The 13,295-nt window shown below is 71.3% G+C and carries 10 protein-coding genes and 1 pseudogene; 8 read left to right on the forward strand and 3 right to left on the reverse strand.

Annotation, left to right across the window (positions count from 1 at the left end; genetic code table 11):
* Nucleotides 1–1,176, forward strand: coding sequence for an aminotransferase class I/II-fold pyridoxal phosphate-dependent enzyme (locus NQO67_RS16875; RefSeq protein WP_255950816.1), 1,176 nt, complete (start codon nt 1–3; stop codon nt 1,174–1,176).
* A 241-nt stretch (nt 1,177–1,417) separates the two neighbouring features.
* Complete coding sequence (locus NQO67_RS16880) at nt 1,418–2,734, forward strand: MFS transporter (RefSeq protein ID WP_255950817.1); 1,317 nt, start codon at nt 1,418–1,420, stop codon at nt 2,732–2,734.
* Nucleotides 2,735–2,809: 75 nt separating this feature from the next.
* On the opposite strand, the gene NQO67_RS16885 is transcribed toward NQO67_RS16880, so the two are convergent.
* Nucleotides 2,810–3,880 carry a helix-turn-helix domain-containing protein gene (locus NQO67_RS16885; RefSeq protein WP_255950818.1) on the reverse strand — a complete coding sequence of 357 codons (1,071 nt, stop codon included), beginning with the start codon at nt 3,878–3,880 and terminating at the stop codon, nt 2,810–2,812.
* A 247-nt stretch (nt 3,881–4,127) separates the two neighbouring features.
* Nucleotides 4,128–5,774: a DUF885 domain-containing protein gene (locus tag NQO67_RS16890; RefSeq protein ID WP_255950819.1), complete on the reverse strand. Its 1,647-nt coding sequence runs from the start codon at nt 5,772–5,774 to the stop codon at nt 4,128–4,130.
* A gap of 329 nt (nt 5,775–6,103) precedes the next feature.
* Here NQO67_RS16890 and NQO67_RS16895 point away from each other — a divergent pair, with 329 nt between their 5' ends.
* The 6 genes and pseudogenes from NQO67_RS16895 (at nt 6,104) to NQO67_RS16920 (ending at nt 12,782) form a co-directional block, all read left to right on the forward strand.
* Nucleotides 6,104–6,643: a cupin domain-containing protein gene (locus NQO67_RS16895; RefSeq protein WP_255950820.1), complete on the forward strand. Its 540-nt coding sequence runs from the start codon at nt 6,104–6,106 to the stop codon at nt 6,641–6,643.
* A gap of 84 nt (nt 6,644–6,727) precedes the next feature.
* Entirely contained in the window at nt 6,728–8,002 is a 1,275-nt protein-coding gene (locus NQO67_RS16900; protein ID WP_255950821.1) for an MFS transporter, read from the forward strand.
* 83 nt (nt 8,003–8,085) lie between these two features.
* Nucleotides 8,086–8,559, forward strand: a pseudogene (locus tag NQO67_RS16905) (helix-turn-helix domain-containing protein); the annotation flags it as partial.
* A gap of 197 nt (nt 8,560–8,756) precedes the next feature.
* Complete coding sequence (locus NQO67_RS16910) at nt 8,757–9,965, forward strand: ATP-grasp domain-containing protein (RefSeq protein WP_255950823.1); 1,209 nt, start codon at nt 8,757–8,759, stop codon at nt 9,963–9,965.
* A 144-nt stretch (nt 9,966–10,109) separates the two neighbouring features.
* The gene (locus NQO67_RS16915; RefSeq protein ID WP_255950824.1) at nt 10,110–11,360 is read left to right on the forward strand and encodes an ATP-grasp domain-containing protein; all 1,251 of its coding nucleotides are present in this window, start codon (nt 10,110–10,112) and stop codon (nt 11,358–11,360) included.
* A gap of 177 nt (nt 11,361–11,537) precedes the next feature.
* Nucleotides 11,538–12,782: an ATP-grasp domain-containing protein gene (locus NQO67_RS16920; protein ID WP_255950825.1), complete on the forward strand. Its 1,245-nt coding sequence runs from the start codon at nt 11,538–11,540 to the stop codon at nt 12,780–12,782.
* A 26-nt stretch (nt 12,783–12,808) separates the two neighbouring features.
* Here the strand turns inward: NQO67_RS16920 and NQO67_RS16925 are convergent, their stop codons facing one another.
* Nucleotides 12,809–13,267 (reverse strand): DoxX family protein, encoded by a 459-nt coding sequence (locus tag NQO67_RS16925; RefSeq protein ID WP_255950826.1) that lies wholly within the window; start codon nt 13,265–13,267, stop codon nt 12,809–12,811.
* Between the last annotated feature and the right edge of the window lie 28 nt (nt 13,268–13,295).

A 13,295-nucleotide genomic window follows, 5' to 3' on the forward strand; every position in this document is an offset into this window, starting at 1 on the left:
ATGGAGTACGCCCCCAGCGCCTTCGACCGCCTGCGCGCGCTGCTCCACGACATCCCCGCACCACCGGAGCTGACGGTCGTACCGCTGCAACTGGGCGAGTCCCGCCTGGAGCTGCCGGATCTTGACGTGACGGGCCTGGCCGACCCCGCGGGCTGGGCGCGCTACCCGCAGCTCGGCGGCACGCCCGAGCTGCGGGCGGCCTACACCGGGTGGCTGGAGCGCCGGTTCGGCGCCGGCGCTGCGCTGGCCGACGGGCGGCTCGCCGTCGAGCCCACCCCCGGCAGCAAGCAGGCGGTCGCCGCGGCCCTCACCCAGGCCGCCGGCCGGTCACGGGACGCCGGTCCGCCGGCCGTGATCATGCCCAATCCGTGCTACCCCACCTACCTTGCCGCGGCCCAGGCCGCCGGCGTCCGGCCGGTGTACTACACCATCGACGACACGGACGACGCCTCCCCGATCGCCGCTGCCGTGGCGGACGCGGGCGGCAGCGCGGCGGCGATCGTGCTGTGCAACCCCGGCAACCCGCGCGGCGAGATCATCTCCGCCGGCGCACTGCGGGACGTCGCGAAGCACGCCGCGGCGGCCGGTGCCGTGCTCCTCATCGACGAGTGCTACACGGACCTCGCCCTGGACACGGACCCGCCGGGCTTCCTCTCCCTGGTGGCGGACCGCACCGTGGAGCCGGGCCCGTTCCTCGTCCTGCACAGCCTCTCCAAACGGTCCGGAGCACCCGGACTGCGCAGCGGGTTCGTCGCGGGCGACCCCGCGACCGTGACCCGGTACGCCCGCTACAACCGGACCTGCGGGGTCCCGACACCGCTCCCGGTCTGCGCGGCCGCCGCCGCCCTGTGGTCCGACGACACCCGGGTGCGGCAGACCCGCCGGGCGCTCGCCCGCAACTGGGCGGCGGCGGACGAGATCGTGGGCACGCTGCCCGGATACCGGCGGCCCGCGGCCGGGTTCTTCCTCTGGCTGCCCGTGCCCGACGACGAAGCCGCGGCCCGCCGGCTCTGGCGCGAGCAGGCCCTCGTCGTCATGCCCGGCCGCTACCTTGCGGCGGACGGCCCTGACGGGGTGAACCCGGGAGCCGGTCATCTGCGCATCGCCCTCGTGCACGACGGGGCACTGACGCGGCAGGCGCTGCGGCGCCTTCGGGACGGGCTAGGGGGTGTCTGACAAATGAGCGCGGGAGAAGGAGCGTCGTCTGGTGCGTGCGATCGCAAGGCGCCGGAGCGCCCTCGTGGCGGAGTCACGTGGGCGTTTCGGCAACGCGGCGAGCGTGCGTGCCAGACGACGCGGCGCCGCGGGCATTTGTCAGACACCCCCTAGGGCCCTTCTGATGGATCTCCGTGGAAGAAGGGCCCTAGACGAGGAGCGGTCATGACGGATCGGTCATGACAGGAGAAGGGGAGCACACATGACGGGGACAACGGAGACAACGGCCGGGAAGGACACACCGGCCGAGGACGGCGGGGCCACCGCGGCACCGCCGGCCCGCCGCCAGCTGGTCGCCGCCGCGGTCGGCAACATCGTGGAGTGGTACGACTGGCACGTCTACACCTACCTGGCGGTCTACATCGCGGCAGCGGTCTTCCCCAAGCACACCGGGGACTCCTTGGTGCCGCTGCTCTCCACGTTCGCCGTCTTCGCGGTCGGCTTCTTCATGCGGCCCTTCGGCGGTCTGGTGCTCGGCGCGCTCGCCGACCGGCACGGCCGGCGCGCCGCCCTCACGGTGACCATCATGATGATGGGAACCGCCTGCCTGATCATGGCGATCACCCCCACCTACGCGACGGCGGGCGTGTGGGGGCCGGTGGTCCTGGTGATCGCGCGACTGCTGCAAGGGCTCTCCGCGGGCGGCGAGTTCACCGCCAGCACCACCTTCCTGGTGGAGTCGGCGGCACCGGGCCGGCGGGGCCTGTTCTCCAGCTTCCACTACCTGGCCGCCACGATGGGGCAGATCCTGGCCTCCGGGGTGGCCGCCCTGATGGTGCTGTGGCTGGCCGACGGACCCATGCACACCTGGGGCTGGCGGATCCCCTTCGTCGTCGGGGCGCTGCTCAGCCTCGCCGGCCTGTGGCTCAGGCGCGGTGCCGTGGAACCACGCAGCGCACGGCAGCGGCAGGAACGCGCCGGACTGTTCGAGGGGCTCCGCTCCTACCCCCGGCAGTCCCTGCTGATCTGCGGGGTCACCGTGGGCGGCACGGTCGCCTACTACACCTGGAGCTCGTACCTGCCGACCTACGTGCAGCTCAACAAGGACGCGGACAAGGGCACCTCACTCCTCGTGGGCACCCTGTCGCTGATCTTCTTCGCCCTGATCCAGCCGCTGGCCGGCATCCTGTCGGACCGCATCGGCCGCCGCCCCATGCTGCTCGCCTTCGCGGCCGGTACCGCGGTGCTCAGCGTGCCGCTGCTGAAGCTGACCTCCGGTTCCTTCGTCTCCCTGCTGCTGGTGCAGTGCGCCGGCCTGCTGCTGCTCACCGGGTACACCTCGATCGCCGCCGCCGTGAACGCGGAGGTGTTCCCCGCGCGGGTACGTGCCGCGGGCATCGGCTTCCCGTACTCGCTCACCGTGGCCCTGTTCGGCGGCACGGCACCGTACGTCGGCACCCTGCTGACCGATCTGCACGTCCCGGGTGCGTTCCCGTGGTACATGGCGGTGCTGTGCCTGGTGTCCGGGTTGGTCTTCCTGCGTCTGCCGGAGTACGCACACGGCCCGCTGGAGCGGTGAGGGGGCGTCCGCCGTGGCTGGGCGCCGTGTCGGAGCACGGTGCCCCGGCTGTCCCCGCACGGTCGCCGCGGTGGCTCACCGGACGTTCTTGTGCAGGGCCAGCAGATAGCCCGCCTGGAACCGGCTGGCGGCGTCGAGCGAGGCCATGATCTCCGCGACATGGCGGCGGCAGGTGCGCAGCGACATGCCGAGCCGCCGGGCGACGGCCGCGTCCGTCATGCCCTCCGACAGCAGCTGGACGATGGTCTCCTTCAGATCGTCGGCGAACTCCGCGAGCGCGCCGGAGCCGGCCACCAGGGGCTCGGCGGACAGCCACAGCCGCTCGAAGCCGCCCACCATGAAGGCCACCACGTTCGGCTCCCGGACCAGCGCGGCGGCATGCGGGCTGTCGGACACCGGTATCAGTGCGGTCGTCCGGTCGAAGACCAGTAACCGGCAGAACTGGTCGTGCAAGGTGCGCACCTGCGCACCGAGGTGGCTGACCTGTTCGACGTAGGAGTGGGTGCCCCGGCTGTAACGCGCCGTGTGCTGGTAGAGGATGCGCATCTCGACGCCTCTGTGCAGCGCGGCGATGTCCCGGGGCGCCGCCTCCTCCAGCTCGTCCTCACGCTGCCTGCCGCCCGGCTGCGCCATGAGGATCTCCCAGCTGCACTGCTCGGCGAGTTCGGTGACCGCGTCCCGGACGTCGTCGGTTCCCTCGATGAGTTCCACCTGGGCCTGCTCCTGGTGGGTGCGTAACCCGGCCTCGAAGACCGGCATGAAGGCCATCAGCCGTCTTCGCTGCTCCTCGATGCGTAACCGCCGGGCCCGGATCTCGCGCTCCATCGGGCGCAACAGCCGATTGACCGCCAGGTCCGGCGGGACCGCGACCAGGCCCCGGCCCGGCTGGCTCCGCAGCAGTCGCCAGGACGTCAGTTGCGCCACCGCCGACTCGACCTCGGCCGGCGGCACGCCCAGGCGGTCGGCCATCACCTCCACGTCGGCCGGGTCCCTGGGGCTGTGGCGCAGCGCATATCCGTAGATCCGCTGCAACAGCTCGTAGCGGTCCGGGCCATGGTCGGCCACGTGCCCGGGTATCGGCGCTTCGCTCGTCGCCGACCGGGCTCCACAGGAGCGTTCGTCGGGTATCTCGTCCGTGTCCGTCATGCTGAAAGCACACCTTCCCGGCGGCATGGGTCCAGCTCGATGCCGCGACGTTGCAGCGCGTGGCCCCTGCCCCCTAGCAGTGAAGCGGGTCGTCCAGAATCGATTCGTTCCCCAGCCGATCGGTGTCCCCGAGCAGAAGTTGCCCTTGTGCATGCACCACGACACTGTGGCGCGGGAGATCATCGACGGGCCCGCGACGCGGGCAGGATGGCGGAACGACGGGCCTACGGCCGGCTACCGGCCGGCCTCACAGGGTCCCCAGGGTGCTGGTGAGCAGGTCCAGGCCCATCGGACCGAGGCTCAGGGCGGTCCGGTGGAACTCCTTCAGGTCGAACGCGGCGCCCTTGGCGCGCCGCTGGGCGGCACGGGCCCGCAGCCAGGCGCGCTCGCCCACCTTGTAGGCGAGCGCCTGGCCCGGCAGCCCGAGGTAGCGGTCGATCTCGAAGGTGAGCGTCGCGTCGTCCTCCGGGACCCGGCTGCGCAGGAACGCCAGGCCCAGCTCGCGGGTCCAGCGCTGCCCCTCGTGGAATCCGGTGCCGCGCGGAATCGGCAGCTCCAGGTGGAGTCCGATGTCCAGGACGACGCGTGCGGCGCGTAGTTGCTGACCACCGGCCAGCATGCCCAGCCGGTGCGCCGGAAGCTCGTAGTGCCCCAGCTCCTCCATCACGCGCTCCGCGTACAGGCCCCAGCCCTCGGTGTGCCCGACGTGCAGCTCGGCGGAGACGCGCTGGAAGCGGTTGAGCGAACGGTTCAGCACCGTACTGCCCAGGTGCAGATGGTGGCCCGGTACGGACTCGTGGAAGACGGTGGCGGGCACGGTCCAGGTGGGGATCGCCGCGTCCGGGTCGGGCACGGTCCACCACAGCTGGCCGGGCCGGGACAGGTCCTCCGAGGGCGCCAGGTAGTAGATGCTGCCGGCGCTGGTGGGCGGGATACGGCACTCGATGTGCCGCAGCTGGGCCGGGATGTCGAAGTGCCGGCCGTGCAGGTCGTCGATGGCGCGGTCGGCGAGGTCCTGGAGGTGGCGGCGGAAGGCCTCGACACCGAGGACCTGGTGGCGCGGATCGGCGTCGAGCGCGGCGAACACCGCGGGGAGCGGCTCGCCGGGCGCGATCTGCTTGCCGAGGTCGCGCATCTCGTCGCTGATACGGGCCAGCTCCGCCCAGCCCCACTCATAGGTTTCGGCCAGGTCGAGATCGGTGCCCAGCTGCCTGCGCACCTCCAGCCGGTACCGTTCGGCCCCCACGGCGTCCCGCACCGGGGCGTGCGGCAGTAACTCCTCGGTGAGGAAGGCGGCGAAGCCGGCGAGTGCCTCTCCCGCGCGATCGGCGGCCCTGACCGCCTGCCGGCGCAGCTCGGTATCCGGACAGCGGCCGGCCAGCTCGGCGAAGTAGGCGGCCGTCTCCGCGCACTGGCCGACCGTGCCGACGAGCTGCCGTCGGGCGGCGATCCGCCCGTCGTGGCGGGCCGCGGTGAGACTCTCCCGGTGCCCGGCCAACGCCGGCGCGAAGCCGCTCAACCGGGCGACGACGTCCGGCCAACGGGTCCGCTCGCCCTGGTCGACCAGCTCCACGGCGAGCCGCAGCCGCTGCATCGGCCCGTCGACGACGCTGACGTCCGCGTCGGGAATGCCCGCGTCGGCACGCGCCAGCTCGATCTCCAACCGCTCCCGCAACGCCTGCGCCGCGATGCGCTCCTGCCCGTCGGCGAGGGGCATCGCGTCCAGCGCGCCGAGCGTGCGGCGGGCCGACTCGGCACGGGCCGACCAGCCGGCGGGGCTGTAGTCGGTCAGCTCGGACTCATGGCCGCTCACACCCATCTCGGCGGCCTGGCAGGGGTCCAACCGCGCGAAATCCTCGACGTAGGACGCTGCGAGAGTGCCCAGAGTGGTCATGAGAATACGGTAGCCGTTTCCGGACACCTGGCAATTGCGCGCCGACTATGGAATTCCACACACCGGCTACTTCTGGACAGGAGCCGATGCCGGTTGCATGGGCATCACCAGTGCCTTGTGTGCCCGACCGTCGCCATTTAATCTGTCCGGGCCCACGCTCACCACGCCATTCGCCCAGGTGGCGGCCAACGAGCCTACCCGCTGACCGGCGTTGGTAATCCGCAATTCCTGCGCACATTCTTCGCCGGCGCCGAAAACATTGCCTGTTGTTCAGGCGGCGGTTGATGGGCATGGCCAACCCTTCTCCCGATGTCCAGGAGTACATAACGATGACGAATCATCCACGCCTGATCGTCACGGGCCGGCTGTCCGACGGCACCTCCGGAGTCCTGGAGGACCGCCCGGTGCCACCGACCACGGTGGCCGCCTTCCCCGGATCGGAGTTCTTCCTGCTCTGGGGTACCGAGGACGGCATCCCCACCCTGGGTGCCACCCCCCAGCCGCCGAAGACCCTGCCGTTCTTCGCGGGCCCCGGCGGCACGCGTCTGCTGCTGGCGCGTTACGCGCCGGAGTCCGGCACCCCGGAGCCGGTCGGCGACCCGGAAGCGCTCACGGCCGAGGTGGCGGAGCGACTGCCCGGCCTGCTGGAGGTGATGGAGCCGGACGGCGCCGGCATGCACACCACCGACACGTTCGACTACGGTATCTGCCTGGCGGGCGAGCTGTATCTGACACTCGAGGACGAAGAGGTGCTGCTCACCCCGGGGAGCTGCGTCGTTCAGCAGGGCACCCGCCATGCCTGGCACAACCGCGGCACGGAGCCGGCCCTGATGTGCTTCGTCGGAATCGGTGCCCGCCGCGAGCCGTGACCGCAGCACCGCAAGCCAGGTCGGATCCCCGCTTCGGTGCGCGGGCAGCACGCCTTGAGCAGACCGAACGTAGGGGGACTCTCCATGAAGACGTATCTGTCGGTGTTAGGCAACACCGACTACCGAAGACTCTGGCTCGGTGCGGTGATCAGCCTCGTCGGCGACGGCGCCAGCTGGATCGCCATGTCCTGGATCGCGGTCACCACCGGCGGAGCCGGCAGCCTGACCGTGCTGGGCCTGTGCTACTTCGCACCGATCATCGTCGGCGGTCTGCTGGCCGGGAAGATCGTCGACCAGTTCTCCCGGCGTCTTCTGCTGGTGGTCGACAGCCTGTTCCGCGGCGTGGTGATGATGAGCATCCCGCTGCTCGCCGCCTTCGACCGGCTCTCCCTGTGGCACCTGTACGTGGTGGCCATCGTCTACGGACTGCTCAAGATCCTGCCCACCGGCATCATCCCGGCCGTCATCCCCGACCTGGTCCCCGCACACCACCTCAACACCGCCATCGCCCTGGAGGCGGTGGCCACCGGTGCCGCCGGCCTGTTCGGCCCGATGGTCGGCGGCGCGCTGATCCCGCTGGTCGGCGCCCACCAGGTGCTCGCACTGGACGCGGCCAGCTACTTCGCCTTCGCGTTCGCCGTGCTCGGCATGAGGACCAGGCTGGGCAGGCCGAGCACGCCGGAAGGCGCGCAGGACGCCGCCCGGCGCACCGCCTGGCGCCCCGTGGTGACCTTCATCTGGAGGGACCGCGTGATGCTGGTCATCACGGTGGCCTTCACCCTGTTCAACATCGCCATCGGGATGCTGACGGTGACCCAGCCCTGGCTCGCCCACGATCGGCTGCCCGGTGGCGCCCGGATGCTCGGTGTCCTGGTCGGCGTGTTCGCCTGTGCCGAGATGGCCGGGTCCCTGATCGCGGGCGCCATCCGGCCGGCGGTGCGCCCCATGCTCCGGATCGGCGTGCTGCAACTCGTCTCCGGATGCGGCCTGTTGCTGTTGCTGGGACAGCAGCCCGCTCTGGTTCTCGTCGGCCAGGTGATCTGCGGTGTCCCGGCGGCGGTGCTGGTGGTGTCGTCGCAGGCCATCCGGTACGCCCGGACCCCCGAGGAGCTGCGCGGCCGCACCATGACCCTGATGCGCACCCTCATGCTGAGTGCGTTGCCGGTCGGCTCGGTGATCGCCGGGCCCCTGCTGGACTCCGGCGACTACACCGCGATGGTGCTGGTGATGGCGTTGCTGGCCGCCGTCCCCGGGCTGCTGAGCGTGCTGTTCGTTCGCAACGAGGTCGTCAACGAACGCCTTCCGAGGAAGGTCGCCGAACCCGGCGTCCGCGAGCCGCAGCCGGAAGAGGCCGCCTGACGACATCAGGCAACGTTCGCCCGCTCACCCGGGCATATGTTCGCTGCTGCTTGCCCGGCGCAGGGCGCGTACGCTTGCGCACCATGGCGGAACGAGTGCGGGTCCGGCCGCTCACCGAGGAAGAGGGGCGGCAACTGCTGCGGATCATCCGCCGCGGCTCCGGGTCCGTGGTGACCTGGCGGCGGGCCCAGATGGTGCTGCTGTCGGCCCAGGACATGGACGTGAGCCGGATCGCCGAGGTGGCCTTCACCAGTGAGGACCGGGTGCGCGATGTGATCCACGCGTTCAACGTCCAGGGGTTCGACGCGCTGTACCCCAGGTACCGGGGCGGCCGACCGCCCACGTTCACGCCGCAGCAGCGCGCCCGTATCGCCGAGATCGCCCGTTCCGAACCGGCCGAGCACCAGCTGCCCTTCGCGACCTGGAGCCTGACCAAGCTGGCCGACTTCCTGGTCGCCGAGGGCGAGGTCGACGACATCTCCCCGGAGGGCCTGCGCGGCCTGCTGCGTGCCGAAGGGGTCGCCCTCGCCCGGCGCAAGGCGTGGCAGGCCGCACGCCGCGACGCCTGATCCGAGGGGCGCTGCCCTGGTCGCCGGGGGCGTTGCGCAGGCCCGCGTCCGCAGGCCGCGGCCAGCCGCCGATGCCCTCCCAACGACTCTGCAAACGTTGCCTGTTGACTTGGCCCCCGCGTACCATGGACCCGTTGATCGTTATGGCAGTCCACCGCTGCCGGGGGTTGGTTCAGGGGGGCTCCATGCGCATTCTCGTACTCCATCGCATACCTGACTCGTTCGTGCACTACGCGGACAACGTCGACCATGACGCGCACGAGGTCACGTACGTGAGCGAGCCCGCCCGCAAGCACACCCTGCCCGAGGGCGTCCCGGCGCGCCGGCTGGAGCGGCCGGGTGACGGCGACACGGCGGCCGAGGTACTGGAAGCCGTCGCCGGACTGCCGACGCCGGACGTGGTCGTCGCGTTATCCGAGTTCGACCTGCTTCCCGCGGCGCAGGTCCGTGAGGCCCTCGGGGTGCCCGGGGACCATGTGGCGGACGTGCTGCCCGCCCGGGACAAGGTCATGATGAAGACGGCGGTGGCCAAGGCGGGCCTGCGCGTGCCGCGCTTCCTGCCGCTGCCGGTCGCCCTGGCCGAGGGCGCGGCCGCGGTCCCGTGGCACGGCCGGACGATCCTGAAGCCGCTGGCGGGCGCCACCAGCGAGGGCGTGGCGAGGTTCGCCACCGTCGACGAGGCGCTTGAGGCGGCCCGCCGGGCGGAGCCGGCACTCGCCACCGACGACTTCGAAATAGAGGAGTTCATCGATGGCGAGCTCCTGCACATAGACGGGCTGATGATGTCCGGCAAGCCGGCGGGCGTGCTGGCGAGCAGGTACATGGGCAGTGGCCTGTCGTACGCGGAAGGCAACCCGCTGGGTTCCGTGCAGACCGACACCGAACCGGACCTCGTCGACTGGGTCGCCCGCTGCCTCAACGCGATCGGGATCGACGACTGCCCCTTCCACCTGGAAGCCTTCGACACCCCCGAAGGCCCGGTGTTCCTGGAGGTCGGCGCCCGGTTCGGCGGCGCCGACGTGGTCGACTGCTTCGAACTGGCCACCGGTGTGCGCCTGCCCTCGGCCCACCTCCGCTTGCTGATCCACGACTTCGGCGGCATCCCGGCCGCCCGCACCCCCGAGCCCCACCAGCGCTACGGCTGGTTCACCGTGCCCGGTCACACCCTCGGCTCGACCCACTGCCGGATCACCGGTGAGCAGCCGTTCCGGGACGACCCCCTGGTGGTGCGGTGGGTGCAGCGAGAGGCCGAGGAGCCGATCAGCCGGACCGTCAGCTACGCGGACTCCGACATCCCCCTCGCCGGCGTCGTGGGCCCCGCCACGGAGCCCGAGCTACGCCGCTTCCTGACCGACCTCCTCGCCACGGTACGGGTCGAGCCAGCGGCGCGCTGAGCGCCGGCACCGCACCGACCCCAGAGGCACGGCACGGGCACCACGAGCACCACCAGGCACGAGCACCACCAGGTACGGGCGCCACAGCACCACCAGGCAGCACAGGACCGGAGAGCATCCCGGCACAGCGGAAGGACTCCTGCCATGACGTGGGCCGGCGAGCAGCCAAAGCCTCTACTCCTCGTGATCCACAACGGTCTCCGGGAGTATCGCGAGTACCTCCTGAGTTCGCTGTGCACCCGCTATCGCGTTCACCTGATCAACGACACGGAACCCAGCTGGGAACGTTCCTACCTGGACGGTTTCACCCTGGTGCCGGACACCGGTGCGGACGCGGTGCTGGCGGCGGCCCGCAAGATCGCCGCCGAGGAGTCGGTGAGCGGGGTGATGAGCTGGCATGAGGAGCACATCGTGCAGGCGGCCCTGGTCGCCGAGGAGTTGGGGTTGCCGGGGACGCCTCCGGATGCGGTGCGGCGCTGCCGTGACAAGTTCGCGACCCGCACCGCCCTGGCCGCCGAGGGCATAGGGCAGCCGGCGTTCGTGGCCGTGGGAAGCCTGGACGAGGCGCGTGCGGCGGCGGACAAGCTGGGCTTCCCCGTGGTGATCAAGCCCCGTGCGGCCGGGGGCAGTCAGGGTGTGGTCCTGGTGGCGGACGCGGAGGAGCTGGCGGCGCACTTCGTCACGACCCGTGACGTGCCGGTCCCGCACACCCCGGTGTTCGACCAGGGAGTGCTGGTCGAGGAGTACGCCGACGGGCCCGAGGTCACCGTGGACTCCGTGGTGCGCGGCGGCCGTGCGACCCCGCTGTTCGTGGCCCGCAAGGACATCGGTTATCCGCCGTACTTCGAGTCGATCGGGCACATCGTCGACGGGGCCGACCCGTTGCTGGCCGACCCGGACTTCCGGCAGCTGGTGCAGGCGGTGCACACGGCGCTGGGCTGCACCGACGGCTGGACCCACACCGAGCTGAAACTGACCGCGCAGGGCCCGAAGGTGATCGAGGTCAACGGCAGGATCGGCGGAGACCTCATCGCCTACCTCGGCCTGCGCACCACCGGTGTCGACCCCGGCCTCGTCTGCGCGGACGTGGCCTGCGGTACCGAGCCGGTGACCGAGGCAACCAAGCAGGCGGTGGCGGGGGTGCGCTTCTGCTATCCGCCGCACGACGACGCGCTGATCGAGGCCGTCGACTTCGACCGCGCGGGCCTTCCCGACGAGATCGATCTCGCGGTGGCCCTGGTGGCCCCGGGCGACGTGGTCTCCCCGCCGCGACAGGGCCTCATCGACGGCCGGGTGGCGCTCGCCACCGCGGTGGCCCCGTCCGTGGACGCCTGCCGCACGGCACTCGACCGGGCACAGGCAGCGCTACGGCTACGGGTCGGCCCGCGCCAGTAGCTCCTCGGACCTGTGGACCGGACCGTGACGGTGCGCCCGCCGGACGGGGCATCGTCCCATGCCGTTCCGCGCCCCGGCCCACCCCGGCCACGAGAACGTCACCTTGCCGAAGCCGTCATCGGGTACGAAGCGTGAGGCGATCGCACACCATCCCGGCATAGCGGAAGGATCCCTGCCATGACGTGGGCCGGCCAGAAGCCCCTGCTCTTGGTCATCACCAACGGGCTTCAGGACTACCGTGAGTACCTGCTGCGCTCCTTGTGCACGCGCTACCGCGTGCACCTGATCAACGACACGGAACCCAGTTGGGAAAGACCCTATCTGGACGGTTTCACCCTGGTGCCGGACACCGGTGCGGACGCGGTGCTGGCGGCGGCCCGCAAGATCGCCGCCGAGGAGTCGGTGAGCGGGGTGATGAGCTGGCATGAGGAGCACATCGTGCAGGCGGCGCTGGTCGCCGAGGAGTTGGGGTTGCCCGGGACGCCTCCGGATGCGGTGCGGCGCTGCCGTGACAAGTTCGCCACGCGTACCGCCCTGGCCGCCGAGGGGATCGCCCAGCCGGGGTTCGTGGTCGTCGGGAATCTGGACGAGGCGCGTGCGGCGGCGGACAAGCTGGGCTTCCCCGTGGTGATCAAGCCCCGTGCGGCCGGGGGCAGTCAGGGTGTGGTCCTGGTGGCGGACGCGGAGGAGCTGGCGGCGCACTTCGTCACGACCCGTGACGTGCCGGTCCCGCACACCCCGGTGTTCGACCAGGGAGTGCTGGTCGAGGAGTACGTCGAGGGGCCCGAGATCAGCGTGGACTCCGTGGTGCACCGCGGTCGGGTGACCCCGCTGTTCGTGGGCCGCAAAGAAGTCGGCTTCCCCCCGTACTTCGAGGAGACCGGGCACATCGTCGACGGGGCCGACCCGTTGCTGGCCGACCCGGACTTCCGGCGGATGATGCAGGCGGTGCACACGGCGCTGGGCTGCACCGACGGCTGGACCCACACCGAGCTGAAACTGACGGCGCGGGGCCCCAGGTTGATCGAGGTCAACGGCCGGCTCGGGGGCGACCTCATTCCCTACCTCGGGTTGCGCGCCACCGGCGTCGATCCCGGTCTGGCCACCGCGGACGTGGCCTGCGGTACCGAGCCGGTGACCGAGGCCACCAAGCAGGCGGTGGCGGGGGTGCGCTTCTGCTATCCGCCGCACGACGACGCGCTGATCGAGGCCGTCGACTTCGACCGCGCGGGCCTTCCCGACGAGATCGATCTCGCGGTGCCCCTGGTGGCCCCGGGCGACGTGGTCTCCCCACCGCGACAGGGCCTCATCGACGGCCGGGTGGCGCTCGCCACCGCGGTGGCCCCGTCCGTGGACACCTGCCGCACGGCACTCGACCGGGCACAGGCAGCGCTACGGCTACGGGTCGGCCCGCGCCGGTAGCGCAGCGGACCTGCCGAAGCGTGGGACTACCCGACCGCGGGCCGCGTCGGCACCGCGTCCCGCGCCTCGGCAGGTCCGGCCTGCCGGGCCACCCGACGGGACATCGGGCGCAACGCCCAGGAGAGGCAGGTGAGAAGGAGCAGCGGGGCCAGGAACGCCACTTCGGCGAGGCCGTAGTCGGCCGCCGCATGGGACGCGATGGCCCCGGTGTCCGCGAAGACCACTCCGGCGTAGGCCCACTCCTTGAGCAGCGCACACCGTGGAGCCAGCAGCGCGAGGGCACCGAGCAGTTTCCAGGTGCCCAGGATGACGAGGAAGTACGAGGGATAGCCGAGCCGGTCCACCACCTCCTGCACCTGCGATATCCGCAGCACGTCCCACAGCCCGCCGATGACCAGCTCCGCGCTGACGAGCAGGGTCGCGGCCCAGTAGCCGGCCTGCCTGACGGTCATCCCCGAGGCCGTGACGTTCGTGCGATCGGTCATCGTGGTTCCTTCTCCCGTGCGGTCCGTC

It is taken from the genome of Streptomyces odontomachi (assembly GCF_024435355.1).
GTDB lineage: Bacteria > Actinomycetota > Actinomycetes > Streptomycetales > Streptomycetaceae > Streptomyces > Streptomyces odontomachi.